27 protein-coding genes are annotated in these 26,527 nt (G+C 67.4%); 8 read left to right on the forward strand and 19 right to left on the reverse strand.

The window, feature by feature from the left end; all coding sequences use genetic code 11:
• Positions 1-7: 7 nt before the first annotated feature.
• Positions 8-1,234, reverse strand: coding sequence for an acetylornithine transaminase (locus ACZK29_RS17915; RefSeq protein ID WP_111202745.1), 1,227 nt, complete (start codon positions 1,232-1,234; stop codon positions 8-10).
• Positions 1,235-1,297: 63 nt separating this feature from the next.
• Here ACZK29_RS17915 and ACZK29_RS17920 point away from each other — a divergent pair, with 63 nt between their 5' ends.
• Positions 1,298-2,170, forward strand: coding sequence for an ion transporter (locus tag ACZK29_RS17920; protein ID WP_478446315.1), 873 nt, complete (start codon positions 1,298-1,300; stop codon positions 2,168-2,170).
• Between the two features lie 75 nt (positions 2,171-2,245).
• On the opposite strand, the gene ACZK29_RS17925 is transcribed toward ACZK29_RS17920, so the two are convergent.
• From ACZK29_RS17925 to ACZK29_RS17935, 3 genes are all read right to left on the reverse strand, one after another.
• Entirely contained in the window at positions 2,246-3,199 is a 954-nt protein-coding gene (locus ACZK29_RS17925) for a YiiG family protein (protein ID WP_478446316.1), read from the reverse strand.
• Between the two features lie 29 nt (positions 3,200-3,228).
• Positions 3,229-4,221: a YiiG family protein gene (locus ACZK29_RS17930; RefSeq protein WP_111202748.1), complete on the reverse strand. Its 993-nt coding sequence runs from the start codon at positions 4,219-4,221 to the stop codon at positions 3,229-3,231.
• A 79-nt stretch (positions 4,222-4,300) separates the two neighbouring features.
• The gene (locus ACZK29_RS17935; RefSeq protein WP_049427294.1) at positions 4,301-5,119 is read right to left on the reverse strand and encodes an SDR family oxidoreductase; all 819 of its coding nucleotides are present in this window, start codon (positions 5,117-5,119) and stop codon (positions 4,301-4,303) included.
• Positions 5,120-5,227: 108 nt separating this feature from the next.
• On the opposite strand from ACZK29_RS17935, the gene ACZK29_RS17940 reads away from it, so the two are divergent.
• Positions 5,228-5,911, forward strand: coding sequence for a hypothetical protein (locus ACZK29_RS17940; RefSeq protein ID WP_005414380.1), 684 nt, complete (start codon positions 5,228-5,230; stop codon positions 5,909-5,911).
• 51 nt (positions 5,912-5,962) lie between these two features.
• Here ACZK29_RS17940 and ACZK29_RS17945 read toward each other — a convergent pair whose 3' ends face one another.
• Both ACZK29_RS17945 and ACZK29_RS17950 read right to left on the reverse strand, forming a co-directional pair.
• Positions 5,963-6,469, reverse strand: a complete 507-nt coding sequence (locus ACZK29_RS17945; RefSeq protein WP_478446317.1) for a DUF2867 domain-containing protein — start codon at positions 6,467-6,469, stop codon at positions 5,963-5,965.
• Entirely contained in the window at positions 6,466-7,128 is a 663-nt protein-coding gene (locus ACZK29_RS17950; protein ID WP_478446318.1) for a serine/threonine-protein kinase, read from the reverse strand. The genes ACZK29_RS17945 and ACZK29_RS17950 overlap by 4 nt, the downstream gene beginning before the upstream one ends.
• Before the next feature lie 85 nt (positions 7,129-7,213).
• On the opposite strand from ACZK29_RS17950, the gene ACZK29_RS17955 reads away from it, so the two are divergent.
• Positions 7,214-9,208, forward strand: a complete 1,995-nt coding sequence (locus tag ACZK29_RS17955) for a bifunctional DedA family/phosphatase PAP2 family protein (RefSeq protein WP_111202751.1) — start codon at positions 7,214-7,216, stop codon at positions 9,206-9,208.
• A 151-nt stretch (positions 9,209-9,359) separates the two neighbouring features.
• On the opposite strand, the gene ACZK29_RS17960 is transcribed toward ACZK29_RS17955, so the two are convergent.
• The 3 genes from ACZK29_RS17960 to ACZK29_RS17970 all read right to left on the reverse strand — a co-directional run bounded on the left by ACZK29_RS17960 (position 9,360) and on the right by ACZK29_RS17970 (position 12,190).
• Complete coding sequence (locus ACZK29_RS17960; protein WP_111202752.1) at positions 9,360-9,938, reverse strand: LON peptidase substrate-binding domain-containing protein; 579 nt, start codon at positions 9,936-9,938, stop codon at positions 9,360-9,362.
• Entirely contained in the window at positions 9,935-11,299 is a 1,365-nt protein-coding gene (mpl, locus tag ACZK29_RS17965) for a UDP-N-acetylmuramate:L-alanyl-gamma-D-glutamyl-meso-diaminopimelate ligase (protein WP_111202753.1), read from the reverse strand. The genes ACZK29_RS17960 and mpl overlap by 4 nt, the downstream gene beginning before the upstream one ends.
• Before the next feature lie 327 nt (positions 11,300-11,626).
• Entirely contained in the window at positions 11,627-12,190 is a 564-nt protein-coding gene (locus ACZK29_RS17970) for an adenylate kinase (RefSeq protein WP_478446319.1), read from the reverse strand.
• A gap of 136 nt (positions 12,191-12,326) precedes the next feature.
• Between ACZK29_RS17970 and ACZK29_RS17975 the strand changes: the two genes are divergently transcribed.
• Both ACZK29_RS17975 and ACZK29_RS17980 read left to right on the forward strand, forming a co-directional pair.
• Entirely contained in the window at positions 12,327-13,583 is a 1,257-nt protein-coding gene (locus tag ACZK29_RS17975; RefSeq protein WP_111202754.1) for a 6-phosphofructokinase, read from the forward strand.
• A gap of 118 nt (positions 13,584-13,701) precedes the next feature.
• Positions 13,702-14,091, forward strand: coding sequence for a DUF488 domain-containing protein (locus tag ACZK29_RS17980; protein WP_478446320.1), 390 nt, complete (start codon positions 13,702-13,704; stop codon positions 14,089-14,091).
• Between the two features lie 72 nt (positions 14,092-14,163).
• On the opposite strand, the gene ACZK29_RS17985 is transcribed toward ACZK29_RS17980, so the two are convergent.
• A complete protein-coding gene (locus ACZK29_RS17985; protein WP_111202756.1) occupies positions 14,164-14,667 on the reverse strand; it encodes a hypothetical protein in 504 nt (167 codons plus the stop codon).
• Between the two features lie 353 nt (positions 14,668-15,020).
• Here ACZK29_RS17985 and ACZK29_RS17990 point away from each other — a divergent pair, with 353 nt between their 5' ends.
• Entirely contained in the window at positions 15,021-17,048 is a 2,028-nt protein-coding gene (locus ACZK29_RS17990) for a sodium-translocating pyrophosphatase (protein WP_164147057.1), read from the forward strand.
• Between the two features lie 36 nt (positions 17,049-17,084).
• Here the strand turns inward: ACZK29_RS17990 and ACZK29_RS17995 are convergent, their stop codons facing one another.
• The 5 genes from ACZK29_RS17995 to ACZK29_RS18015 are packed head-to-tail and all read right to left on the reverse strand — an operon-like array spanning position 17,085 to position 20,037.
• On the reverse strand, positions 17,085-17,804 hold the full coding sequence (locus ACZK29_RS17995) for an energy transducer TonB (protein WP_478446321.1): 720 nt from the start codon (positions 17,802-17,804) through the stop codon (positions 17,085-17,087).
• Positions 17,801-18,226 carry a TonB system transport protein ExbD gene (gene exbD, locus ACZK29_RS18000; protein ID WP_478446322.1) on the reverse strand — a complete coding sequence of 142 codons (426 nt, stop codon included), beginning with the start codon at positions 18,224-18,226 and terminating at the stop codon, positions 17,801-17,803. Before exbD ends, ACZK29_RS17995 begins: the two co-directional genes overlap by 4 nt.
• 9 nt (positions 18,227-18,235) lie before the next feature.
• Positions 18,236-18,964, reverse strand: a complete 729-nt coding sequence (gene exbB / locus ACZK29_RS18005) for a tonB-system energizer ExbB (protein ID WP_111112898.1) — start codon at positions 18,962-18,964, stop codon at positions 18,236-18,238.
• Positions 18,951-19,418: a YbaN family protein gene (locus ACZK29_RS18010; protein ID WP_478446323.1), complete on the reverse strand. Its 468-nt coding sequence runs from the start codon at positions 19,416-19,418 to the stop codon at positions 18,951-18,953. The genes exbB and ACZK29_RS18010 overlap by 14 nt, the downstream gene beginning before the upstream one ends.
• A gap of 31 nt (positions 19,419-19,449) precedes the next feature.
• Entirely contained in the window at positions 19,450-20,037 is a 588-nt protein-coding gene (locus ACZK29_RS18015) for a biliverdin-producing heme oxygenase (protein WP_111202761.1), read from the reverse strand.
• Positions 20,038-20,146: 109 nt separating this feature from the next.
• On the opposite strand from ACZK29_RS18015, the gene ACZK29_RS18020 reads away from it, so the two are divergent.
• Positions 20,147-20,404 carry a DUF2789 domain-containing protein gene (locus ACZK29_RS18020; protein WP_010483993.1) on the forward strand — a complete coding sequence of 86 codons (258 nt, stop codon included), beginning with the start codon at positions 20,147-20,149 and terminating at the stop codon, positions 20,402-20,404.
• A gap of 150 nt (positions 20,405-20,554) precedes the next feature.
• Here the strand turns inward: ACZK29_RS18020 and ACZK29_RS18025 are convergent, their stop codons facing one another.
• From ACZK29_RS18025 to ACZK29_RS18040, 4 genes are all read right to left on the reverse strand, one after another.
• A complete protein-coding gene (locus ACZK29_RS18025) occupies positions 20,555-23,473 on the reverse strand; it encodes a TonB-dependent receptor (RefSeq protein WP_478446324.1) in 2,919 nt (972 codons plus the stop codon).
• Between the two features lie 210 nt (positions 23,474-23,683).
• Entirely contained in the window at positions 23,684-24,616 is a 933-nt protein-coding gene (locus ACZK29_RS18030) for a FecR family protein (RefSeq protein ID WP_478446325.1), read from the reverse strand.
• Positions 24,617-24,720: 104 nt separating this feature from the next.
• Complete coding sequence (locus tag ACZK29_RS18035; protein WP_014038389.1) at positions 24,721-25,221, reverse strand: RNA polymerase sigma factor; 501 nt, start codon at positions 25,219-25,221, stop codon at positions 24,721-24,723.
• Positions 25,222-25,293: 72 nt separating this feature from the next.
• Positions 25,294-25,767, reverse strand: coding sequence for a hypothetical protein (locus ACZK29_RS18040; RefSeq protein WP_111202764.1), 474 nt, complete (start codon positions 25,765-25,767; stop codon positions 25,294-25,296).
• Positions 25,768-25,951: 184 nt separating this feature from the next.
• Here ACZK29_RS18040 and ppa point away from each other — a divergent pair, with 184 nt between their 5' ends.
• On the forward strand, positions 25,952-26,488 hold the full coding sequence (ppa, locus tag ACZK29_RS18045) for an inorganic diphosphatase (protein ID WP_005410935.1): 537 nt from the start codon (positions 25,952-25,954) through the stop codon (positions 26,486-26,488).
• The last annotated feature ends 39 nt before the right edge of the window (positions 26,489-26,527 follow it).

Genomic DNA, 26,527 nt, shown 5'->3' on the forward strand with positions numbered 1-26,527 from the left:
GCCGGCGTCAGCGCGCTGCGATGAACGCAGCAATTGCCGCGCGCAGGCGTTTCAGGCCTTCGGCCACTTCTTCGTCGGTGATGTTCAACGACGGCACGAAGCGCAGCACGTCCGGGCCGGCCTGCAGGGTCAACAGGCCCTGCCCGGCGGCGTGGTCGAGGATCGCGCCAGCCTGGCCGGCAAAGTCCTTGCTCAGCACTGCGCCCAGCATCAGGCCACGGCCACGCACGTCGCTGAACACGCCGAATTCTTCATTGATGCGCGCAAAGCCATCGCGCAGCGCCTTCGACTGGCGGCTGACGTTGGCGGCGATCTCCGCCGAGGCCAGCTTGCGCAGTGCCACGCGGGCCACCGCAGCAGCCAGCGGGTTGCCGCCGAAGGTGGTGCCGTGCGCGCCGAACTGCATGGTCTCGGCCACCTTCGGGCCGGCCAGCATCGCACCGATCGGGAAGCCGCCACCCAGCGCCTTGGCCAGGGTGACCATGTCCGGCACCACGTCGTCCTGCCAGTGCGCGAACAGAGTGCCGGTGCGGCCCATGCCGGCCTGGATCTCATCCAGCACCAGCAGCGCGTTGTGCTGGTCGCACAGCTCACGCACACGCTTGAGGAAACCGGACTTGGCCGGCATCACGCCGCCCTCGCCCTGGATCGGCTCCAGCATCACTGCAGCCACATCGCCGGCGGCCATCGCGGTTTCCAGCTGCACTTCATCGTTGAAATCGATGTAGCGGAAGCCACCGGGCAGCGGCTCGTAGCCTTCCTGGTACTTCGGCTGGGCGGTGGCGGTCACCGCGCCCATGGTGCGGCCGTGGAAGCTGCCGCGGAAGGTGATGATCACCCGCTTGTCGGCCGGGCGGCCCTGGCTGGAGGCCCACTTGCGGACCATCTTGATCGCCACTTCGTTGGCTTCGGCGCCGGAGTTGCACAGGAACACGCGCTCGGCGAAGCGGCTGGCCTTCACCAGCTCCTCGGCCAGGTGCAGCGGCGGCGCGCTGTAGAACACGTTGCTGGTGTGCCAGAGCTTGCCGGCCTGCTCGACCAGCGCAGCCACCAGGTCCGGATCGTTGTGGCCCAGGCCGCACACGGCGATGCCAGCGGCCAGGTCGATGAACTCACGGCCCTGGCTGTCCCACACGCGGGCGCCCTGGCCTCGCTCCAGTACCACCTGGCGGGGCTTGTAGACCGGCAGGTAATAGTGCGAAAGGGAGATCAGCGGATCGGTAGCGGCGGTCATGGCAGTCGGCAGGATTCAGGAATCCCCATTCTCGCGCCGGAACCCCTGCGGCACAATGCGCCCATGCGACCGTTTTCCGCCCCCCAGCTGAACCCCGCCACCGAGACCGGCTGGCGCCGCCGGTGGTTCGACATCATCTACCGCCATGACTCGCGGCCCTCGCGCAATTTCGACCTGATCCTGGTGGTGGCGATCGTCGCCAGCATCCTGGTGGTGATGATCGACAGCGTGCAGCACCTGCATGCCGAATGGTCCACCGGCCTGTACATCCTGGAATGGGCCTTCACCATCATCTTCACCGCCGAATACCTGCTGCGGCTGGCGGTGGTCAAGCGCCCGCTGCGTTACGCGGTGAGCATCTGGGGCATCATCGACCTGCTGTCGATCCTGCCCGCCTACCTGTCGATGTTCATCCCCGGCGCGCAGAGCCTGCTGGTGGTGCGAGCGCTGCGCATCCTGCGCGTGTTCCGCATCCTCAAGCTGACCCGCTACATCGAGGAAAGCGGCGTCCTGATGACATCGCTGTGGCGCAGCCGGCGCAAGGTGCTGGTGTTCCTGTTCACGGTGATCACCATCACCATCATCGCCGGTGCGCTGATGTACGTGATCGAGGGTCCCGAACACGGCTTCACCAACATCCCGGCCAGCATGTACTGGGCGGTGGTGACCATGGCCACGGTCGGCTTCGGCGACATCGTGCCGCAGACCGTGCTTGGCCGCTTCGTCACCTCGGTGCTGATCCTGATCGGCTACAGCATCATCGCCGTGCCCACCGGCATCTACACCGCCGAACTGGCCAGCACCATGCGCGAAGCCGAGCTGGCCGCGCGCCGTGATGCGCGCGGCTGCCCGCATTGCGGGCTGGAAGGCCACGAACCGGATGCACGGCACTGCCGCAAGTGCGGCGGTGAGCTGCCCGATGCGTTCAACCATTGAGGCACATGCCGGCCAGCGGCCGGCACTGCCGGACCAACCTGGTGCGCGCCGGGCATGGCCCGGCGTGGAACCAGCTCAACGCATGCGGTTGCTGGTGGTCACCAGGTCGTTGTAGGCCGCCAGGATCGTTGACTGTGCCCCTTCCGGGTCGGTCGTAAGCCAACTGCCCGATGCCTTGCGCTCTGCCGCCAGCGCCTCGGCGGTGATCGGCTTGTGCTGCTCCAGGCGCTCGACGCCGCGTCCCGCGGTACGCACCAGCTTGTCCGCCGAACGCTGCACGTGGCCCCACATCGGGTCGTCCTTGCCGACACCGCCGTTCTGGATCTCGGTCACCAATGCCTGGTAGTCGGCGAGCTGCTTTCGCAGGGCCGCTACCTCCGGTGCGTCGTCCTGGAACGCCATGGCCAGCTGCTTGCCATCACCCAGCAAACGAAGGTGGTAGTACGCCAGCGAACGGCCTTCGCTTTGCTCGATCTGCTTCAGCTGTGCGACGCGGCGATCGTTCTCATTCTGTTCCAGCGCCGCGTCCATCGCTTCGCTGGCCTTGAAGAAATCGGCATAGGCCTGCATCAGCGGGGCGTGCTGGCTGCGCATGCCTTCACCGCCATCGCGGCGATGATCTTCGCGGGTGAAGTAGCCGTCGGCGCGCTCGATCAGAGTATTCAATGCCTGGAACGACCGCTGGTAGTCGCGTGCGGGGCCATCCATCGGAAGCGCCGGACTCTTCGCCAGCGCTTCGGTCATCGCTTGGCCGCAGTATTCCACGCGGTGCGACAACACCTTGCCGGGCGAACGCGGCTGCGGTTCCTTGCCGGTCGGGCCGGCATCAGGGTCCTCCATCCATGCCGTGTAGGTCTGGAAGCCTTCGTGGATGGGCTGTTCGACGCCGTTGTAGCACTCGATGTAGGCGTTGACCTTCTCCAGGCCAGGATCGGCCACAGCCAGTCCAGCCGGCTTGCTGCAGCCTGACAGGCCGGTCACAGCGCCAACCAGCAGCAGCGGCGCGATACGCAGAGTGGAAGTCTTCATGGCCTCTCGCGGGGGGACTGATGCGCGGGTCACTGGCGGTTGCTCTGGAAAACGAGCGTGTTGTATTCCTGCATCAGCTTGCTGGCCGAACCGCGCGGTGCCATCGAGGGCGAGTCCAGCATGCGTCGCTCGAAATCGCTGTAGGGCGTCTTGGTACTGACCCGCTGCAGGCGCTCCTTGCCTTCCCGCCGGAAGTTCTCGGCCTCACGCTCGAAGCTGTTCCAGTCCAGCTTGCCCGGCTCCTGATCGGCCACCTTCGCATGCGCTTCGTCGGAAATGCGATTGAACGCATCCAGACGCTCGCGGGCCTTGGCCTGATCGAAATCATCCTCGCTCATCAGGTCCATGATGGCCTTGGCTTCCAGCATCATCGCCAGGCGGTAGTACTCACGCGTGCGACCCTCGGCCTGCTCCAGTGCCTTGAGCTGCTCGCGCTGGGCGGCGTCGTTCTGGCGCTCCAGCTCGGCGTTGAACGTTTCACTGGCAACGGCGAACTCCTTGAAGGCAGCCATCAATGGCCCATGCAGCTGCTTGCCCTTGGCGAACTGGTCGTCTTCGTAATCCTGACGATCGTAGTAGTCGTGCGCGTCCTTGCTGATCGGCACCAGTGCCTTCAGCGCCTGCTGATAACGGCCAGCAGCAGCATCGAGTTCGGCCAGCGCAGGCTTGGCCGCCATCGCCTCGGTCACGGGGCCATCGCACTGCTTCATGTCGTAGTCGCTGATCTCGAACGGACCGTACACCTGTGTCTCGCGACCGGTCGGGCCGGCGGCGACATCCTTGATCCAGCGCGTATAGGACTCGATGCTGCCTTGGGTCTTCGAATCAAGCGCGTTGAAGCACCCGATGTAGGCGTTGAGCTTTGCGGTCAACTGCTGCTGTGCGTCGGACGGCGCCGCGCTGGCGTCCGGCGTGCCGGAGGACGCGGCGCCGCCCGCAGCTGCGGGTGCCTTGGCACCGCAGGCGGTCAGGATCAACGACAGCGAAGCGGCCAGCGCCGCGACGGAAAGAGTACGTGACATGTGCTCACATCCTTGTTGGAAACGATTACAGCCGCGCATTCTAGCGCAGCAGCCCTCGGCCTCTTCCAGCGACGCGCGATCAATCCAGGAACAGATCCGGCAGCAACGGCCTCGACGGGTCCACCGCGTAGCCCGAAAGGTCGGTGACGCCGGCCTGCGCCAGCACTTCATCATCGATCAGGAACTGGCCATGGAAACCGGCCGCTTCGCGCACCAGCACCGCATGCGCGGCGTCGGCCATGATCTGTGGCGTGCGGCAACCGGCCGCATCCACGCCCGGAATCATGTTTATCGCATCGGTGGCGATCACCGTGCGTGGCCACAGCGCGTTCACCGCCACGCCCTGTGGACCGAACTCCGCAGCCAGGCCCAGGGTGACGAAGCTCATGCCCATCTTTGCCAGCGTGTAGCCGGTGTGCGGTGCCCACCACTTCGGCTCCAGGCTCGGCGGTGGCGCCAACGTGAGGATGTGCGGATTCGGCGCCTGCAGCAGGTACGGCAGGCAGGCCTGCGCGCACAGGAAACTGCCGCGCGCATTGACCTGCTGCATCAGGTCGAAGCGCTTCATCGGCGTATCCAGCGTGCCCCGCAGCCAGATCGCGCTGGCGTTGTTGATCAGGATGTCGATGCCACCGAAGGTATCGACCGTGGCCGCGACGGCCGCCTGCACCTGCTCTTCCTCGCGGATGTCGCACTTCAGCGCCAGGCCCTGCCCCCCTGCCGCCGTCACCGCTTCGGCGGCGGTGTGGATGGTGCCCGGCAGCTTCGGATTCGGCACCGACGACTTGGCCGCGATGGCCACATTGGCACCGTCGCGCGCGGCGCGCAGCGCGATGGCCAGGCCGATGCCACGCGAAGCACCGGTGATGAAAAGCGTTTTGCCCTGCAGACTGCCCACGTTCCACACTCCAGCGTATGCAATGAGCCGCTAGTATGCCGCGCCGACGCGGAGTTCACCCGGTCTTGACGATACTCGGGCCTCCAGCCAACGCACGAGGTCCACGCCATGCGCCGTTCCCGCCTGTTGCTGCCTGCCTTGGGGCTTGCCCTGCTGACTGCCTGCCAGGGCCGTTCGCCGGAACCCGGCAAGGAGCCACCCGCCGGTGACGCGCCCAGCGCGGAGAAGGCCGCCGCCGACGGAAAGATGCGCTGGAGCGAGGCCGTGGTCTGGGATGGCGATCTGAACGCCTGCCGCCAGGGCGAGAATGCCGCTACCCGGGATTGCCTGCGCGATGCGATGCGAGCAGGGGGAGCAAGCGCCGAGGCGATCACTGCCGCCGAGCAACTGTCCAGCGCCGGGGAACTGGCGTATGTCACCGCCTGGCATGAGAACGAGGGGCTGGGCATTGCCACGGTCGAGTATCCGTTCCGCGCCAACACCAACGAAGGCACCCGCCTGGTCGACGCCAGCGGCAAGCGCATCGATGTGGACGCCGTGCAGCTGGACGACACGCTGCGTGCCGACCCGGCCGTGCAGGAGCTGCTGAAGGCCAATCCGCAGGCTACGCCGTTCGCGCCTGCACAGTCGGCCGGAGCGACACCGCTGGAGGGCGGCGGCATCCGCCTGCTGTACCGCACGCCGCTGCGCGACTGCCACGCCTGTCCGGACGTGGGCCAGCTGCAGATCGCCTATGACTTCGATGCCAAGCGCAACTTCATCGGCCAGCAGGTGGTGCCGGCGACGCCGTAACCCGGAAACGCTGCGTGTCGCCGGGCCACGCCCGGCGCACGCAGTGGCGCGTCACCGGTACGCCTGCACCTGCTTCTGCAGCAGATGCGGCACGATCAACCTGTGCACGGGCGCGACCGGCAGCATGTAGAGGCGCCCGAACGCGTTGTGCGTATGCACCACCGTCGCCACCTCCAGTACATCGCCCTGCCATTGCAGGGCCAGCTGTACCCGCAGGTGGCGATCATCATCTTCCAGCACGATGGCATCGTCATCCAGCGACTGCAGGGTGAAGATGCCCAGCCGCTGGCCGGGCGCCGGATCGACAGTGCCCTGCACCGCCCGCAACGAACCCAGATGCTTCATGCCCAGCAGGCGCATGCCGTGGTTGCGCAGTGCCATCAAGCCATCGAACCAGCCGGGAATGGTCGCCGCCATGTCGCGGTAGGCCTGCAGTGCGGTACGCCCGTCGCGCCGGGTGGCAGCCTGGCAGGCGTGCACGAAATCCGCACCGGGCAGCTGAGTGCGCAGCACGCTGCCCGCGCTCGGCAGCGCGGTCACCACCTGTGATGTGCTCACGGCTTTGGTCCCTGCCCTTCGTTGTCTTCCCAGTGCAGGATCCGCCGGGTGACGAAGCGATAGACCGGCTTGCCGGTGGCGAACCACAGCTCACGCACCCACGAGGTACGCTTGAGCACGCGCTTTTCCACCGGGGTGAGCGATTCACGGCAGTACATGCGCTTGTGCTTGAGCAGGTGGCGCAGGTCCTCGCGGGCCAGCAGGCGCATCCAGCGCGAGCGCGGGTTGCCGATCACCGCCAGCTGGAAGTCGATCAGCGCCGGGCGGCCATCCTCGGTGACCAGCCAGTTGGCCTCCTTGGCCAGATCGTTGTGGGCCACGCCACGGCGGTGCAGCTGCTGCAGCAGGCGCCGTGCGGAACGGAACCAGGCCAGGTCGCCGCGCGGCGGACGCTGGTACATGGCATCGCCGGCCATGAAGCTGCGGTCGAGGTGGCGGCCATCCCAGGCCAGCAGCTGCGGCACATCGGCCATGCCATGGATATGGCGCAGCGCGCGTGCCTCGCGACGTGCAAGCCACCACGCAGGCAACCGCAGCCACAGCGGCGTGGCGCCCAGATCGCGGCGTACGAACGGGCCGTCGGGCCCTTCAACCAGAAGGATCCGGCCGAAACTGTCGGCCTTCAAAGCATGGTGGGGAGCGTCTGGCGTATGCGGCATGACCCCATTCTAGGCGATGGCGCCGGTTGCAAACGGTCACGAAGCGGCTGGGAACCAGTCACCTTCACGCCCCTATAATCGGGCAATGGACTCTTCATGGATCGACGCCACGCTTGCGTGGATTGCCGCTCACCCCGTGCTGGCGGGCGCCGTTATCTTCCTCATCGCCTTCTGCGATGCGGTGATCATTCTCGGCGCCATCGTGCCGGCCCTGCCATTGCTGTTCGCGGTGGGCGTGTTCATTGGCCTGGGCCAGATCTCCGGGCCGTACGCGGTGGCGGCTGCGGCATTGGGCGCGTTTGCCGGCGACGGCATCAGCTACTGGATCGGCCGCCGCTGGGGCGACCGGCTGCGTGGCGTGTGGCCGTTCAGCCGCTATCCGCAGCTGCTCGACCGTGGCGAGAACCTGTTCCGCCGCAATGCATTCAAGAGCATCCTGGTAGCGCGCTACGTTGGCGCGATCCGCCCCTTCGTGCCGGCCATCGCCGGCATGATGAAGATGCCCGCCAGCCGCTACGTGCAGGCCAGCGGCATCGCCAGCATTTCCTGGGCAGTGCTGTTCCTGGCCCCGGGCTGGATCCTCGGCGAAGCGTATGACGCGGTGGCTGCCGTGGCAGGGCGGCTGGTGGTGGTGGTCGGCCTGCTGGCGGTGATCCTTGGCCTGGTCTGGGCCATCGTGCTGTACGGCTACCGCTGGTCGGCCGCACGCATGGACAACTGGCTGGCACGCTTGCTGGACTGGTCCAACCGCCACCCGACGCTGGGCCGCTACACCGTGGGCGTGCTGGACCCGAAGCGCCGCGAATCGGTGCCGCTGGCGATGCTGGCGTTGATGCTGCTCCTGCTGGGCTGGGGCTGGTTCGCGCTGCTGACCGTGGTGGTCGCACACGGCGAGCCGCTGGCCATCGACCTGCTGGTGCACCAGGCCATGCTGGCGCTGCGTAATCCACTGGCCGACTACCCGATGGCTGCGCTGGCGTCGCTGGGGGCGTGGCAGGTACTGCTGCCGGCCACCGCTGCGGCGATGGGCTACCTGATCTGGCGCCGGCGCTGGATGGCGGCCGCGCACTGGCTGGCCGCCCTCGCCTTCGGCCTGGCACTGACCATGCTGCTGGGCGCCACCGTGGATGTGGTGCGCCCGGTCGATGCCAGCAGTGGCTTCGGCTTCCCGTCGGTGTCGGTGACCATGGCCACCATCACCTTCGGCTTCTTCGCGGTGCTGATCGCACGCGAGATGCCCGGCCGCACCCGCGTCTGGCCGTACCTGGTGTCGGGCATCGTGGTCAGCCTGATCGGCTTCTCGCGCCTGTACCTGGGCGCGCATTGGCTGAGCGACGTGATCGGCGGCATGCTGTTCGGCACGTTCTGGCTGCTGGTGCTGGGCATCGCCTATCGCCGCCGCTTCAACCGCTCGTTCTGGGTGAAGCCGGTCGCCTGGCTGTTCTACGGCGTCTTCGCCGTGGCGGCGATGTGGTACGCGCCGCGCCACATTCCGGTGAAGCTGGAACGCTTCGAACCGACCCTGCCGGCACCGCAGGCGATGGACATGCAGGCCTGGTGGCAGCACGACTGGGCGCAGTTGCCGGCACGACGCAACGAATTCGACGACGATCAGCGCTGGCCGCTGGACGTGCAGGTGGCCGGCCCATTGGCACCGCTGCAGGCGCAGCTGGAAGCACGTGGCTGGAAGCGGCAGGAACAGGCCGGCTGGCAGCAGGCGCTGCTGATGCTGGACAAGAACACCGGTGCCGATGAACTGCCGGTGCTGCCGGCGACGCTGGAAACCCGCGTGGAAGCCCTGCTGATGGTGCGCCAGGGCGCGAAGCCGGATGAGCGCTATGTACTGCGGCTGTGGCCAGCACCGGCCCAGCTGCAGCCGGGCAACACGCCGCTGTGGCTGGGCAGCGCGCAGACCCTGCGTTACGAACGCCACTTCGAGTGGATCGGCATGTGGCACCCGCTGCGTGGCGTCGACCCGGCATTGAATGCCGTGAAGGACGCCGTGCAGGACCTGCCGCAGCGCGAGGATGTGCACACCGAAACCGGGTTGCCGGTGCTGCGGTTGAAGACCACTCCGTGATGGAGCCGCCGGGTATGGCCCGGCGCTACCGGAACACGGACGGGTAGCGCCGGGCCATGCCCGGCGGAGGTAGATCCACGCCATGCGTGGATGGCATTCACCGCATGCCCCTGCGTGTGCACCAAGGTGCACACCCACCCCAGGCAGGCTTCTACGGCATCCAGCCCAGCAACTGCTGCAACCGCTCGTGCGGGTCGTCCATCTGCAGCAGCTGCAACCGCTGCTGCTCGCTCAGCGGCAGCAACTCGGCCAGCCGCCAGCCGACCCAGCTGGCCTGGTCCAGCAACGCCGGATTGGCCGGCGCATAGGCCTCACCGGCCTGCTCGATGATGTGCCCCAGCACCGTGGCCAGCAGTGCATGCTGCGGCCGCAGTTCGTCATCGGGGTCTTCCTCGCACCAGCGCACATCGGCCACCACCAGCCCGTTGTCGCGCACACGGGTGCGCTCGACATGGAAACGGCGGGTGCCGCGCAGGCGCAACTGCAGCACGCCGTCGGCGCCGACATCGAAGTCTTCGATGCGCACCTGCACGCCATAGGCCGCCGGTGTTGCCGGGGCTCCCACTTCCTGGCCGTCGAGGATCAGGCAGACACCGAAGCCTTCGCCACTGCGGCCGCTGTCGCGCACCAGATCAAGGTAACGGCGTTCGAACACGCGCAGGCCCACCGCCGCACCTGGCACCAGCGTGGTGTGCAGCGGAAACAGCGGCAGCGAACCGTCGACGCTCATCGGGCCTGCAGCGCGGCGAGGAAGCGGCGCGGTGCGCCGTCGAAGCCACCATTGGACATGAACACCACGTGGTCGCCGCTGCGCGCGCTGGCTTGCAGCTGCGCCAGCAGCGCGTCGGTATCCGGCACCGCGTGCGCTTCACCACGCACCGCAGCGATCACAGCGGCGGCATCCCAGGCCAGTTCCGGGCGGTGCAGGAACACCACTTCATCGGCCAGCGCCAGCGACGGGGCCAGCGCCTGCGCATGTGCGCCCAGCCGCATCGAATTGCTGCGCGGCTCCATGGCGACCACGATGCGCGCATCGCCGACCTTGGCACGCAGGCCTTGCAGCGTGGTGGCGATCGCGGTCGGGTGATGGGCGAAATCGTCGTAGACGGTGATGCCCTCGTGGCTGCCGATCACTTCCATGCGGCGCTTGACGCTGCGGAAGCGCGCCAGCGCCGGGATCACCTCGGCCGGCGCCACGCCCACGGCATGCGCGGCGGCCAGCGCGGCCAAGCCGTTGAGCACGTTGTGCCGGCCCAGCAGCGACCACTGCACATCACCCAGCGCCTGCCCGCGGTGGTACACGCGGAACGCGCTGCCATCGGCAACCAGCAGTTCCGCATGCCATTCCAGGGACGGGTCGAAACCGAAGCGCTCGACCGGGGTCCAGCAACCCATCGCCAGCACCTCGGCCAGGTGCTGGTCCTCACCGTTGACGATCAGGCGGCCACGCGCCGGCACCGTGCGCACCAGATGGTGGAACTGGCGCTGGATCGCCGCCACATCGGGGAAGATGTCGGCGTGGTCGTATTCAAGGTTGTTGAGGATGGCCACCAGCGGCCGGTAGTGCACGAACTTGCTGCGCTTGTCGAAGAAGGCGGTGTCGTACTCATCGGCTTCGACCACGAATTCGCGGCCCTGGCCCAGGCGCGCGGAAACGCCGAAATCCTCGGCCACGCCGCCGATCAGGAAGCCTGGCGAACGTCCGGCGCTTTCCAGCAGCCAGGTGAGGATGGTGGTGGTGGTGGTCTTGCCATGGGTACCGGCCACGGCCAGGGTGTCGCGGCCCGGCAGTACCTGTTCAGACAGCCACTGCGCTCCCGAAATGTAGCGCTGGCCGGCGTCGAGCACGGCCTCCACGGCCGCATTGCCGCGCGAGAGCGCGTTGCCGATCACCACTTCATCGGTTCCGGCCGGCACGCTGTCGGCGCGATAGCCCTGGTCCAGGGTGATGCCCAACTGTTCCAGCTGGGTCGACATCGGCGGATAGATGGCCTGGTCGCTGCCACTGACTGGATGGCCGAGTTCCCGCGCCAGGGCGGCCACGCCGCCCATGAAGGTGCCGGCGATTGCAAGGATATGTACGCTGCTCATGACCGGGGATTGTGACCGATGACGGCTGTATAGGGCCAATGTCCGCCCCCGGGTAAGACAAGTCCTACACGGGATGTGAGAAAACTCCAATCTTCTGTCAGGGAATTCCCGATAGCGATGTTCTGTGAACCCGGACACAATTCGAACTGCCAGCCGCAGTACCCGAACCGGTCCTACTCCCCAAGAGGCCATCCCCAAGGGAGCTCATGCTGCGGGGCCCTGAGCAAGCCCTCTGCTGGCGCCTATGAAAAAACACAGGCCTGATCCTCGCGGACCAGGCCTGTGTTTTTTCGCCCGAAGGGCCGGCAGCAGGCCGGCCCCGCCGGATCAGGCCTTGATCGCCGCCAAGATGCGGGCTTCGATCTCGTCCAGTTCGCCGACGCCGTCGACGCGGGCGAGGGTGCCACGGCCGGCGTAGAAGTCGACCACCGGGGCGGTCTGGTCGTTGTAGACCTGCAGGCGCTGGCGCACCGCTTCCGGATTGTCGTCGGCACGACCCTGTTCCTTGGCGCGACCGGCGATGCGGTCGACCAGCAGCTCGGTGGCCACGTCCAGCTGCACCACGGCATCCAGCGGCTGGCCGATCTTGGCCAGCAGGCCGTCCATCGCGTTGGCCTGGGCCACATTGCGCGGATAACCATCGAGGATGAAGCCCTTGGCGACATCGGGCTGGGTCAGGCGCGACTCCAGCATGCCCAGCAGGATGTCATCCGACACCAGATTGCCGGCATCCATCACCGTCTTGGCCTGCTTGCCCAGCTCCGTGCCCGCGGCGATTTCCGCGCGCAGCATGTCACCGGTCGAAATGTGGGCGATCCCCAGCTTTTCCTTCAGGCGCGTCGCCTGTGTCCCCTTGCCCGAACCGGGCGGTCCCAACAGAACCAATCGCATTGACCTGACTCCAACGTGTTGAAAACAAAGAAGGTTCGCGTCCCGGACGGTCCGGTATCGCTGCACCGCAATAGCGCCACTTTACCGCATCCGGGTAATGTCCCTGCAATGTCCTTTCCCCCGAGCAGGTAGACGCATGCGCAACGGTACTCTCCTCTACGCCCAATCCGGTGGTGTCACCGCCGTCATCAACGCCACGGCGGCGGCGGTGATCGAGCAGGCCCGGGCCAAGGGCATCAAGGTCCTGGCAGCGCGCAACGGCATCCTCGGCGCGCTGCGCGAGGAGCTGATCGACACCAGCAAGGAGAGCGCCGCCGCCATCCGCGCCCTCGCCCATACCCCGGGCGGCGCATTCGGCTCGTGCCGGGTCAAGCTGAAATCGCTGGACGCCGACCGCGCCCGCTACGACCGCCTGCTGGAGGTGCTGCGCGCCCATGACGTGCGCTGGTTCCTCTACAACGGCGGCAACGACTCGGCCGATACCGCGCTGAAGGTCTCGCAGCTGGCCAAGGCCTCCGGCTACGACCTGACCTGCATCGGCGTGCCCAAGACCATCGACAACGATCTGGCAGTGACCGACACCTGCCCCGGCTTCGGCTCGGCAGCCAAGTACACCGCCGTCTCGGTGCGCGAGGCGGCGCTGGACGTGGCGGCGATGGCCGAGACCTCCACCCGCGTCTTCATCTACGAGGCGATGGGCCGCCACGCCGGCTGGCTGGCCGCGGCCGCCGGCCTGGCCGGCAACGGCGATGACGAAGCCCCGCACATCATCCTGCTGCCCGAGCGCGCCTACGACGAGGCTGCGTTCCTGGCCAAGGTAAAGGCGGTGGTCGAGCGCGTCGGCTACTGCGTGGTGGTGGCATCGGAAGGCATCGCCACCGCCGACGGCCGCTTCGTCGCCGACGCTGGCGGCGGCAAGGACTCGTTCGGCCACTCGCAGCTGGGTGGCGTGGCCGCGCACCTGGCCGGCCGGGTCAAGGACCAGCTGGGCCTGAAGGTCCATTGGGCGCTGCCCGATTACCTGCAGCGCTCGGCCCGCCACCTGGCCAGCAGGACCGACTGGGAGCAGGCACAGGCGGTCGGCAAGGCCGCGGTGCAGCTGGCGCTGAAGGGCCAGAACGGCGTGATGCCGGTGATCGTGCGCAGCAGCGACGCTCCCTACCGCTGGAAGATCGAAGCGGCGCCGCTGTCGAAGATCGCCAACCATGAAAAGAAGATGCCCGCCGGCTTCATACGCCGCGATGGCTTCGGCATCACCGCCAAGGCGCGCGCCTACCTGTCGCCGCTGATCAAGGGCGAAGCGCCGCTGCCCTACGGGGCCGATGGACTGCCCAAGTACGTCACCCTCAAGAACGTGGCGGTGAAGCAGAAGCTGCCGGCCTTCGAAGGCTGACCCGAAAGAGGGGACGGAGGGGGTTAAGTCGCATACACCCCTCTGTCATCTCCAACAGCGTCAGCAGTGGGTCGGATACGACTTAAGTCCCTCCGTCCCCTTTTAATGGAGGAACACCATGGCATTGCGTGTTGTTCGACTGGGTACGCCGCGCCAACCCAGCGAGGGGCTGCGCATCGGTACCGTGCGGCGCCCGCCGCGCGGCGTGCCACGCAGCGAGTTCGCCCGGCAGAACTGGTACGACGTCTGGTTCCCGACACTGTCACCCAGCGCGGCACTGGTGAAGCAGGCGCACGAGGCGAAGACGGCCGCCGACTGGAACACGTTCTTCCGCCACTACACGGCCGAGATGAAGGCGCCTGATGCCGCCCATGCGCTTGACCTGCTGGCTGCGATGTCGCAGCACAGCGACATCAGCGTGGGGTGCTATTGCGAGGATGAGGCGCACTGCCACCGCAAGGCCCTGCGCGAACTGCTGGTGGCACGTGGAGCGACGCTGGCGGAGTGATGATTGCAGGGTTGCCGGCCAGCGGCCGGCACTACCCGTGGATGACCGCGTGGGTACACCGCCCACGCAACTTCAATTGCAGACCTTGCCTTCCATCTGCAACTGCGCGGCAAACATCGTCACCTGCGGAATCTGGCCGGCAGCCGCCTGCTTCTTCGCCTCTTCCAGGTAGATGCGCGACTGGCCCTGCCCATCCAGCTCGACCTTGTTGCTGGACGGCAGGCGCCACACCCGCACCACCGCCTGCTGCGCCGGGCACGCGGCGTTGGGCACACGGATCACATCGTTGAGCTTCCAGCCCTTGTCGGCGCTCGGCTGGGCCTTGGTGTAATCGACGAAGCGCGCGCGTGGCTGGCACTGCTCGCTGGTACGCACGGCGGAGAAGCGGTACGGCGCGGCGGCATCGCCGGTGAACGCACCTTCCAGGCGTGCGCAGGCCTCGGGAATCTGGCGCAGGGTATGCACCGCGCCTACCGCCTGCGGAGCACCCACGGCGCGCTGCAGCTCCGGGGTTTCCGCGGCGAGTGCCGGTACAGCCGGGACCAGGGCGGCAAGCATCAACAGGGACAGGCGCATGGGAGATCTCCTACAGGACTGAGCGCAGGCTTGCAGAGCTTGGCTTAACGGGGTGCAAAGGCCTGTGACTCTCGTGCCCATGGCCCGGCGGCAGGGCCCGCACGCATGGCGATGCGTTCATCCGGAGGGCGCCCTACGGGCCATGCGGCGCGGCTCGCAGAAGCCAGTCGAGCACGGCTCGACTCTACAAGTGGCGGCACGCATACTGCGGGCACCAGGGAATGCTGAACACCGCCATACGTCGGACGACCGCCAAGGTCGGTACGGGTTGGTTCCAGGCTGCAACCCGTCGTCCCCCTCGTGGTGCCGTTCATCGCCACTGGATGCCTACATCCATTCTGCGGAGGGGTCTAATGCTGGAACGTCACGGGCTGTCACTGGCGCTGGGCTGCGCCATTCTCGCGATCCTGTTCGGAATCGTCTCGGCGCGCTGGATCCTGCGCCAACCCACTGGCAATGAGCGCATGGTCGCGATCGCCACCGCGATCCAGGAAGGTGCGCGTGCCTACCTCAACCGCCAGTACCTGACCATCGGCATCGCCGGCGTGGTGCTGTTCGTGCTGGTCGGCATCTTCCTCAGCTGGTACACCGCGATCGGCTTCGCGGTCGGCGCGGTACTGTCCGGCGCCGCCGGCTACATCGGCATGAATGTCTCGGTACGCGCCAACGTGCGCACCGCCGAGGCCGCACGCCATGGCATCAGTGCGGCGATGGACGTGGCGTTCCGTGGCGGTGCGATCACCGGCATGCTGGTGGTCGGGCTGGGCCTGCTGGGCGTGGCCGGCTACTACGCGCTGCTGCTGCGCATGGGCCTGCCGATGGAACAGGCACTGCATGCGCTGGTCGGCCTGGCCTTCGGTTCGTCGCTGATCTCGATCTTCGCGCGGCTGGGCGGTGGCATCTTCACCAAGGGCGCCGACGTCGGCGCCGATCTGGTCGGCAAGGTCGAAGCCGGCATTCCCGAGGATGATCCGCGCAATCCGGCGGTGATCGCTGACAACGTCGGTGACAATGTGGGCGACTGCGCCGGCATGGCCGCCGACCTGTTCGAGACCTATGCGGTGACCGTGATCGCCACCATGCTGCTGGGCAGCCTGATGCTGGCCGAAGCCGGTGCCAATGCGGTGCTGTATCCGCTGGTACTGGGCGGCGTGTCGATCATCGCCTCGATCATCGGCGCGCTGTTCGTCAAGGTGAAGCCGGGCGGCTCGATCATGGGCGCGCTGTACAAGGGCGTGATCGTCTCCGGCGTGCTGGCCGCCATCGCCTTCTATCCGATCACCACCGGGCTGATGTCCGACAACGTGCATGGGCCGATGGCGCTGTATGGCTGTGCGTTGATCGGCCTGGTCCTGACCGGGCTGATCGTGTGGATCACCGAGTACTACACCGGCACCCAGTACAAGCCGGTGCAGCACGTGGCGCAGGCCTCGACCACCGGCCACGGCACCAACATCATCGCCGGCCTCGGCATCTCGATGAAGTCCACCGCGCTGCCGGTGGTGGCGGTGTGTGCGGCGATCTGGGGGGCGTTCGCGCTGGGCGGGCTGTACGGCATCGCCATCGCCGCCACCGCGATGCTGTCGATGGCCGGCATGATCGTTGCTCTCGATGCCTATGGGCCGATCACCGACAACGCCGGCGGCATTGCCGAAATGGCCGAACTGCCCTCGGAGATCCGCGACATCACCGATCCATTGGACGCGGTGGGCAATACCACCAAGGCGGTGACCAAGGGCTATGCGATCGGTTCGGCGGCACTGGCCGCACTGGTGCTGTTCGCCGACTACACGCACAACCTGCAGGCCGCGCATCCCGGTCAGGAGTTCCGCTTCGATCTCAGCGACCACACGGTGATCATCGGCCTGCTGATCGGCGGCCTGATTCCCTACCTGTTCGGTGCGATGGCGATGGAAGCGGTCGGCCGCGCCGCCGGGGCGGTGGTGGAGGAAGTACGCCGCCAGTTCCGCGAGATTCCCGGCATCATGCAGGGCACCGGCAAGCCGCAGTACGACAAGGCAGTGGACATGCTGACCCGCTCAGCGATCCGCGAAATGATCGTGCCTTCGTTGTTGCCGGTAGCCGTACCGGTGGTGGTCGGCCTGCTGCTGGGGCCGCGCGCACTGGGCGGCCTGTTGATCGGTACGATCGTGACCGGCCTGTTCGTGGCCATCTCGATGACCACCGGCGGCGGCGCCTGGGACAACGCCAAGAAGTACATCGAGGATGGCCATTTCGGCGGCAAGGGCAGCGAAGCGCACAAGGCCGCGGTGACCGGCGATACCGTCGGTGACCCGTACAAGGACACCGCCGGTCCGGCGATCAACCCGCTGATCAAGATCATCAACATCGTCGCGCTGCTGCTGGTACCGCTGCTGTAGATCCACGCCATGCGTGGATGGCGACCCCATCGTCAATCACCGCCCGCGCAGGAAGAACGACACCGGTACCATCACTTCCACCGGGTCGCCGGCCACTTCGGCCGGCGGCGCCGGTACCGGATTGGCACGTCGCACGGTATCCAGCGTCTCCTGGTCGAGCCACGCAAAGCCACTGCTGCGGCCCAGTGTCAGACCCGAGACAGCGCCATCGCGGGCCACGGCGAAGCGCACGTACACCACACCCTGCTGGCGCAGCCGCTCGGCCTGGCGTGGATAGCGGCGATGCTTCTGCAGGTGCCCCAGCAGGCGACCTTCCCAGGTGGCTTCAGCGCGACTGCGCTCGCCGGCGGTGGTCTGCGGTGCGGCATAGCGAGCAGCCGCGTCGGCAGCGACCTGCGGCGGCGCGCTGGTCTGCGCGACATTGGCGTCGGCAGTATCCGGCGAGGGCGTCGGCTCAGGTGTGCGCGGCGGCGGCAGGTCACCCTGCGGCTGCACCGGCGCCTTCGGCTGCTCGCGTAGCGCCTGCTTCGGCGCCTGCCGCTGCTGTTGCTGCTGCAGGGGGCCCGTCGCCACTTCGCGCGGCGGCACGGGCGGCGCCTGTGCCATCGGCGCCAACTCCAGCATCAACGCTGCGGGCGGCGCTACGGCAGCCACCGCCGGAGCGCGCGCTGCCCACCAGCTGGCCACGCCAATCAGCAGCGCATGCACCAGCAGCACGATCGCCAGGCTGGTCGCCCAGCGCCGCAGTCCGCTCATCGCGCGCCCTGCTCCAGTCCAACCAGTGCCACCTTCAGGTAGCCCGCAGCACGCAGCGCATCCAGCGTCGCCATCAGTTCACCGTAAGGCACACGGGAATCGGCGCGCAGGAACAGGCGTTGCGAGGTGTCACCCTGGGTGGCTGCCTGCAGCGCAGCGGCCAGCCCGTCGCGTGCCACTGCCTGCTCACCGACGCGCAGTGACAGATCGGCCTGCACGGTCACATACACCGGCGCCTGGTCCGGCGGCGTGGCGCTGGCACTGCTGGCTGGCAGCTGCACCGGCACCGATACGGTGGCCAACGGTGCCGCCACCATGAAGATGATCAGCAGCACCAACATCACGTCGATGAACGGCGTGACGTTGATCTCGTGGGCTTCTTCCAGCGTGTCGTCGCGGTCGGACGCGGTCCTGATCGCCATCGTCGCGCCTCAGTGCACCGCGCGCAGCGGCGTCGCTGCGCTGCGCGGAACGGCACGATCGAGGTCGCGCGAAACCAGCTGCTGCACCGCCGCCGACAGATCGCCGAGCAGGCCACGCAGGCCGGCCAGCACGCGGCTGAAGTGGTTATAGACCAGGACCGCGGGAATCGCAGCGACCAGGCCGAGCGCGGTGGCCAGCAAGGCCTCGGCAATGCCCGGCGCGACCACCGCCAGATTGGTGGTGTTGCTGTGGGCAATACCAATGAAGCTGTTCATGATGCCCCACACCGTGCCGAACAGGCCCACGAACGGCGCCACCGCACCGATGCTGGCGAGCACGCCGATACCACGCCGCTGCACGCGTGCCGTTTCCAGCTCGATGCGATCCAACCGCGACGCCACGCGTTCCTTGATGCCGTCGCGGCTGTCCAGCTCCTGCGACAGGCGCAGTTCGGTGCGTGCGGCGTCCAGCATCGCCAGTGCGGTGCCCTGCTGCAGGCTTGCCGCTTCGCTCTGCGCCGGCAACTGTGCGGACTGCAGCAACAGCGCGCGCGCCGCGCGCAGCTGCCGCGCCTGCCGGGCCAGCTCCCAGCCCTTGGCCAACAGCACGGTCCAGGTCGCGAGCGACGCCAGTGCCAGCGCGATCATCACCGTCTTCACCACGACGTCGGCGGCCAGGTACATGCCCCACGGGGTCAGTGCAGGGGCGGCCACGGGGGCCAGGTCAGCAGGCAGCATCGTCACGGGTTCCATCGCTATCGGGGGCTGCGCCACGGCGACGAGCCGCGCGCGGATCGTTGGCATCGTCCACTTCCACCATCGGTGCAGGTTCAATGCGTGGTGCGGGTCGACTGAGCACATAGCCGGCGCTGACCGCAAAGAACAGGCCCACGCCCAGCAGCAGGCGCCACGACGGGTGCGCGCCCCAGCAGAACAGGGCAAAGCCCACCGCCATCCCGGCGCTGGCGAACGCCTTGCCCTTGCGCGACACCGCGCCCTGCTCCCGCCACAGCCGCAGCGACTGGCCGTAGCGTGGATGCGCCAGCAGACGCTGCTCGAACTTCGGCGAGCTGCGCGCGAAGCAGCCCACCGCAAGGATCAGGAAAATGGTGGTCGGCATTACCGGCAGCAACGCGCCGATCACGCCGAGGCCGACCATTACCCAGCCCAGCGCGAACCAGAGCCAGCGCATCAGCGCTGCACTCGCGGGTGGCGGGCGTTCATCAGGCGAATTCCACTTCAACGTGGCCGTGCACGCTGCGGAACGCCGCATCGGCGGCGTCGATCACCTGCTGCTCCTGCTCCGCGCTCAACGGCACCGCGTCCAGCGCAGCGGTGAACTCGCGCCAGTGGCGGGCGGCGCCATCCGGATGGGCGGCCAGGTGGCGGGCGCCGAAGTCACGGTCCAGGCCGAGCTTGGCCGCCATCTTGTACAGCACGGTACCGCCCAGGTTGGAGCCTTCGGCCACGTACAGCCAGCCCAGCGCGGCGGGCAACGCCAGGTCCGACGGCAGCGCGGCGATGTCCGTACCCGGCAGCGTCTGCTCCAGGTCCTGCAGGTCACGTGCCACCTGGGTCAGGCGGCGGCGCTCGCCAAGATCGGGCAGCAATGCGTCCAGTGCAGGGTTGGCGTACAGCGCGTCGATGCTGCGGTGGAAGCGGTACTGCACGCGCAGGAAACGGGCGAAATTGCTGCGGTCGGCGAAGATGTCGCCGGCCATGATGCGCTTGTCCAGGGCGCCGTGGCTGTCGCGGGTGGCGGCCTTGAGCCGCAGGCTGCGGCTGTCTTCAGGAGCAATGTGTGCGTTCATGGGGGGAATGCCAGGAGGGTCGTCGTGCTGTAGACGTTCGCCGCGGGGCTTTCCCCAAGCCCGTGTGCGCCGATAATGGGGCATTCCCTACTTCCACCAGGAACCGATGATGATCACCACCGAACCACGCATGACCAACCTGTTCCTGCAGCTGGGCCTGGATGCCAGTGCCGAGGGCATCGCCCGCTTCATCCGCGAGCACCAGCTGGCCACCGATGTGGAAGTGGTCGAGGCCCCCTACTGGAACGATGCCCAGCGCCAGTTCCTGTCTGAATCGCTGCAGGCCGATGCGGCGTGGAGCACCGTTGTGGATGAGCTGAACGAGTCGCTGCACGAAGATGCAGTGAAGGCCGCGACCGGGCTGTAAGCGTTCGCCGGGCATGGCCCGGCGCTGGCGATCGCGCGGCAGAATCGGTGCGGACCAAGGTCCGCCCCCGCCGAGGGCGGTCGGGGCACGATGGGGTCAGAGCCCTTTCCGCAGGAAAGGCATCCGACCCCACCGCTCATCCGCGACCGATCAGTACTTCCAGGTCAACGCCAGGCGCGCGGTGCGGCCCGGGGCCGGCATCACGCCCAGGGCGAGCGGATCCAGGTAGTAGCGGTCGGTCAGGTTGTCCACGCCCGCTTCCACCGACCACTGGTCGTTGAAGTTCCAGCTGGCAAACAGATCCACCAGCGTGTTCGGCCGGTACAGCTGCTGGATCGCCGACAGGCCAACGTTCCATTCCTTGTCCAGCTTGCTGATCGGGCCGGCGTTGTGGATCACACGGGTACCGAAGGTCAGGCGTTCGTCGAACAGGCGCGAGCCCAGGGTCAGGTTGACCATGTAGCGCGGCGGGTTCTGCGTGTTGGTGTACGAACCCTCGAAGCCGCCATCCACGCAGTCCGGCGTGCCGGCCAGCTCCGCGTTCCTGCGCTGCACGCCATAGGCGCGGCGCTCGGCGGCGATGTCCGGCGCGCAGGTCTTGGCCTTGAAGTAGTAGTGCGCGGACAGATCGGCGAACACCTTGCCGCTGTCATAGCTGGACTGGAACTCCATGCCCGACACCTTGAACTGGTCGACATTGCGGATCAGGCCCGCCGACAGCGTGCGGTAGTCGCGGGTGATCAGATCGTCGATGCGGGTATCGAAGTAGGCCAGCTTCAGCGCCAGACGGTCACCGGCAGTGAACAGGTCGTAGCGGAGGGTGCTGGCGCCGATTTCCCAGCTGCGCGCGCGCTCCGGCTTCAGCTCGCCCACCGGCTTGGCGGCAGTGAACAGGCCCAGCGTGGTCTCGAACAGGCTCGGCAGCTTGGTGCCCTCGGCGTACTTCACGTAGACCATGCTGTCTTCGCTGAAGCGGTAGGCGACGCTGGCGGTCGGCGAGAACGCGATGTCGCGACGGCGGATCGGCTGCGACCAGGTCCAGCTGACCGGCACTTCCAGATCCTGCGGCTTGCCGGCGTCATAGAAGTTCCAGCCCGAGATGTCGGCCACGGTGCCCTTCTTGTACGGCGACGCCAGCAGCGAGGCCTGGGTGAAGTTGCCGTTGGCGTCCGGGTACCAGTTCAGCAGCGCGATGCGCTTGGCACGCCACGACGGCAGCGCCGGGTTGCCGTTGAGCAGCTCGGTGTAGCGGTACTGGCCCTGCACCTCGTAGGCATCCGGCGTTGCCAGGCGGTTGCGGTCATGCACATCCACCCGGTTCCAGCGGCCCCCGGCCAGCAGCTCCCAGTGTTCGTCAGGCTGCCACTTCAGCGAAGCCACAGCACTGTATTCCTTGCGCTCGGCGTTGCGCAGGAAGCGGTTGTTGACCAGGTCATCGTGCATGACCGGGCCGGAGCTGCCCGGTGCAATGTCCTCATCGCTGTAGGACAGGCCGTAGTCCAGCGTGAACGCGCCGGCACGGGTGTCGAACTTCGACGTGTTGCTGGCATCCAGGTTCAGGCGCTTCTGCCGCAGCGGATTGCGATACGCATCCTTGTAACCGGGGTCGCCGCTGAAGCTCGGGGCGTCATACCACTCGGTGCGGCGGTCGAAGTACCACGGGGTGATGCCGGTCAGGCTGTTGTACATCACGCTGTCGGTATCGGTGTACGCAGCATTGACACGCAGGTCGACCAGATCGCTGTCCGGATTGAAGCGGTAGCGCAGGGTGTAGCTGTCCATGTCGACATGGCCCGGGTCCCACTGCGGAATGCGATCGCGGTCGACGCGGATGATCTGCGAGGCCATGATCTCGCCGGCGGTGCCTTCGTAGCGACGGTAACCGGCTTCCAGCGTCTGCGCGTCGTCGATGCGCCAGGTGCCTTTGAGCAGCGCCGACTTAGAGCGCGACGAGGTGTTGAACACTTCGGTACGCGGCGGATTCAGCGGCGCCAGCGTGCGACGGGTCTGCGGGAAATCATCGTAGCCGTGCTTGCCGGAGAAGTAGTTGCCGTTGTCACGGTAGGCATAGGCGGCGACCAGGTCGAAGCGGTCCCAGTGGCCGGCGCCGGCCACGTTGAAGAACTGGCTGCCGGTAGCGCTGCGATCGGTGCGCGGCGCGGCGCTGTAGGCCGGCAGGTTGTTGGCGCTGCCATTGGCCAGGCCGCCACGCACGCGCACGCCGAAGTCGCGCCCCTCGCGCAGCACGTCACCGATCTTCAGCGTCTCCATTTCGACCACGCCACCGATGCCACCGGAGGCGTTGGCCTGCAGGCTCGGGCCCTTGGTGATGGTCAGGCTGGAGATCAGGTCCGGGTCGAGATAGGTGCGCTGCGACTGGCCGGCATAGCCACGGTAGGTGTCCATGCTGGACTGGCCACCGTCGATGATCACCGGCACGCGGCCCTGGCCCTGGATGCCGCGGATGTTGACGTCGAACCCGTTGCCCACGCGCGGGTCACCGGCGGTGACACCGGCCACGCCCTTGACGATGTCGCCGTTGGAGGTCCCGCGGAAACGCTCCAGCTGCGTGCGGTTGAGCGTCGTGGTGGAACCCACGCTGCGATAGCTGTCGAGCAGCCGCGCTTCGTCACTGCCTGCGCCGCCGTCGACACGGTCGCCGGCCACGCTGAGCGTATCGGTGACGATCACACCGCTGCCGGCCTGGACCGGCGTTGCCGCTTCCAGGGTCACCGCATCGGCACTGACCCGGCGCATCGCCAGCCCGCTGCCCTGCAGCAGCTGCTGCAGCGCCTCGTTGGCCGACAGGCTGCCGTTGACTGCGCGCGAGGTCACTCCCTGGGCGAGGGTGGCCGGATACACGACCTGCACGCCGGACTGGCGCATGAAGCTGCGCAGTGCTTCGTCCAGCGGCTGCGCGGGGATGTCGAAGCGCTGCACGGCAGCGTGATTGCCGGTGGCGCTCTGTGCCAGCACGGACGGTGCGGCGCTGGCCAGGCCGGCGGCCAGCAGGGCGATGCACAGGCGGGACGGGCGCAGCACGCGGCCCGGGCGGTGGGAGTCGAACATGGGGAACCTGTCAGGTAATCGGTGCCGCAGGCGCGGCGTCATCCGCAACACAGGCGGACACGGCGACGTACGTGGCGGCGGCGGGTACGTTCGCGGGGTAAGACGGGTGGCGCGGCAGGAACCCCAAGAGGGATTTGCGATCGCGGTGGGTGCCGACCGTTGGTCGGCACAATGGGATCATCGCGACGATCACCCACGCATGGCGTGGATCTACTGGACGATGGCGACGCCGAATGGAAGGCGGGTAACCTGCAATCCCGCCGTTGCCGCCAACGCGTCCAGCGCCTGTTCCGGGCGATCGATGCGCAGCGCCGCACTGACCGCCGGCAGCCGCGACAGATCGCCGCGCACGAAGGTCGGGCCGGCGCGGTACCGCCCCACCCATTGCACGGCGTCGGCGACGCTGGCCTGCTCCAGCAGCAGTTCGCCCTGTCGCCACGCGCCGACACTGTCGGCAGCCACGTCCTGCAGGCGCGTCACGCCACTGTGTTCGTCGTAGATGGCACGCTGGCCCATCTGCAGGTATGTCCAGCCACCGTCAACCGGGCTCGCCACGCGCACCCTGCCCTGTCCGACCTGGGTTTCCACCTGGTCGCTGTCGCGTGCGACGGAGAACGCGGTCGAGATGTCCTCGACCACGCCACTGCCCGCAAGCACGCTGAAGCGCCGCTGCGCATCCGGGCTGACCTCGAACCAGGCGCGCCCGCGCAGCAGCTCGATCTGGCGTGCATCCGCATCGAACCGCACGGCGATCGCGCTGTCCGCATCCAGCACCGCGCGGCTGCCATCGGGCAGCCGTACGTCCTGCACGGCATGCGTACTACGGTGATCGGCCTGCAGGCGCAGCCAGGCTTCCGGCCATGCCACCAGCATCGCCAGTGCCGCCGCAGTGGCCATTGCCCATCGCAACCGCTTCGGGCGCCGCCGCTCGGTGCGCACAGCCTCCGGCCGCGGCCCGACACAGCGCCACAACGCGCGCTCGTGCTCGAAGGCGCGACGGTGCCCAGGCTGTTCCAGCCAGTGTTCGAACTCATCCATGCGCACATCGCTGATATCGCCTGCGGCCAGCCACGCGATCCAGTCCCGGGCCTGTTCGGCCAGGGCATCGTCATTGGCGGCGGGCAGCGTGTTCGGCGGGCTCATCGGCTGGCAGACAGGCGCATTCAAGCGCGGGCGGGGGAACTAGACCGCATCCTCGGTCCAGTGATCAAGACGTTTCAGCGCGGGCCAGCCCCAAGCCGGGACGATCATCGGCCGCTGCGCGCCCAGGCCAGGCGTTGCAATGCGGTGCGTACATGGTTCTCGACCGTGGTCACCGATACGCCCAGGCGGCGTGCGATCTCGGCCTGGGTCAGGCCCTGCAGGCGATTGAGCCGGAAGATGGTGCGGGTCGGCTCCGGCAGGTGTCCTGCCGCGTCGAGCACCCGCTGCAGCTCGTCCTGGGCCATCGCCTGTTCCTCGGTCGAGATCACCTCGTCCGGTCCCCACAGGTAATGGTCGGCCAGCAGGCGGTTGCGCCGGGTCGATTCTCTGCCATGGTCGGTCGCCAGATTCGCAGCCAGCCGGTACAGATAGGCGCGCGGGTTGTCGATGGCCTGGCTGTCGTCAACCCCACGGGCCTTGAACCACACGGCCTGGATCACGTCCTCGGCGCCGTTGTCGCCCCCAAGGATGCGCTGCACCCGGCGCAGCAGCGCAGGGCGCTCGCGGATCAACAGTTCAGTGAGGGAGGCGGCATTGGAGGACATGCGCGGAACCGGGACGACAGTCGGATGGCGCCGCGCATGCTACTCCGTTAATGAGAATCAGTCACGTTCGCATCAGTGGATGCAGCCGGTCAGTCCGTCATAGACGCTCTCCGAGGTGCCGGGCAAGGGATCGTGCAGCGGATTGCGAGCCGCCAGCGCCGCATGGAAGTCCTCCACCGGAGTGCCAGGCACCAGCGGCAGCCGGCACAGCCAGCTCGGCTGCCGGGCCACGATCGTACCGTCATGCCGCGACACGGCCAGGTCACTGGCGGCAAATGCCCACAGGCACTCATGCACCGTGCCGCGCACCGCATCCACTGAACACCGCAGGCGCAGCGCACGGATGTCGCTGTACTCACCCTCGCAGAAGGTGTCGCCGCAGATCCTGTCGAAGCCTTGCTGCAGACGGCCCTCCAGGGCAAAGAAGCGATCCCAGTTCGCTTCCTGCCGCGGGTAATCGATCAGGTCGACGTAGGGGAAGGCCTGGGCTGTGGGGGCGATCAGCAGCGCGCAGAACAGGCCAGAAGACAGGGCAGAAAGCCTCATGCGGCAACTCCTCGGGAAGGTGCATCCAGCCTGCGCCCGCATGCCTGCCGGCCCCATCGGTCCATCCCGGCCAGCAGCGTCGGCCCCTGCCTCGACCTGCCGTCAGCCCCCTCCCCTGCACAGCGCCCGGCAAAGGCATAAAATGGGGGGCTATCCGTCTATATCCCCCACCTGGAGCACGACCATGGGTCTGGAACTCGTCTCGCCCGGCAAGAACCCGCCGGAAGAAATCAACGTCATCATCGAGATCCCGAAGGACTCGGAGCCGGTGAAGTACGAAGTGGACAAGGAAACCGGCGCGATCTTCGTCGACCGCATCCTGTCCACCCCGATGCGCTACCCCTGCAACTACGGCTACGTGCCGAGCACCCTGTGCGGCGACGGCGATCCGGCCGACGTGCTGGTGGTGCTGCCGCTGCCGCTGGTGCCGGGCTCGGTCGTGCGCTGCCGTCCGGTCGGCGTGCTGAAGATGAGCGATGAGGCAGGCAGCGACGAGAAGATCCTGGCCGTGCCGGTGTCGAAGATCTTCAGTGGCTACGCCCACGTTGAAGACATCGCCCAGGTCTCGAGCCACTGGCTGGAGCGCATCGGCCACTTCTTCGAGCACTACAAGGACCTGGAGAAGGGCAAGTGGGTCAAGCTCGATGGCTGGGGCGGCGCCGCTGAGGCCAAGCAGATCCTGATCGAGGCGCACCAGCGCCATCTCGACAGCAAGGCCTGAGCCTGAACCGGATCGCTCCGGCATGCCCTGCCGGAGCGA

Source organism: Stenotrophomonas sp. 89682_Sma (genome assembly GCF_056481405.1).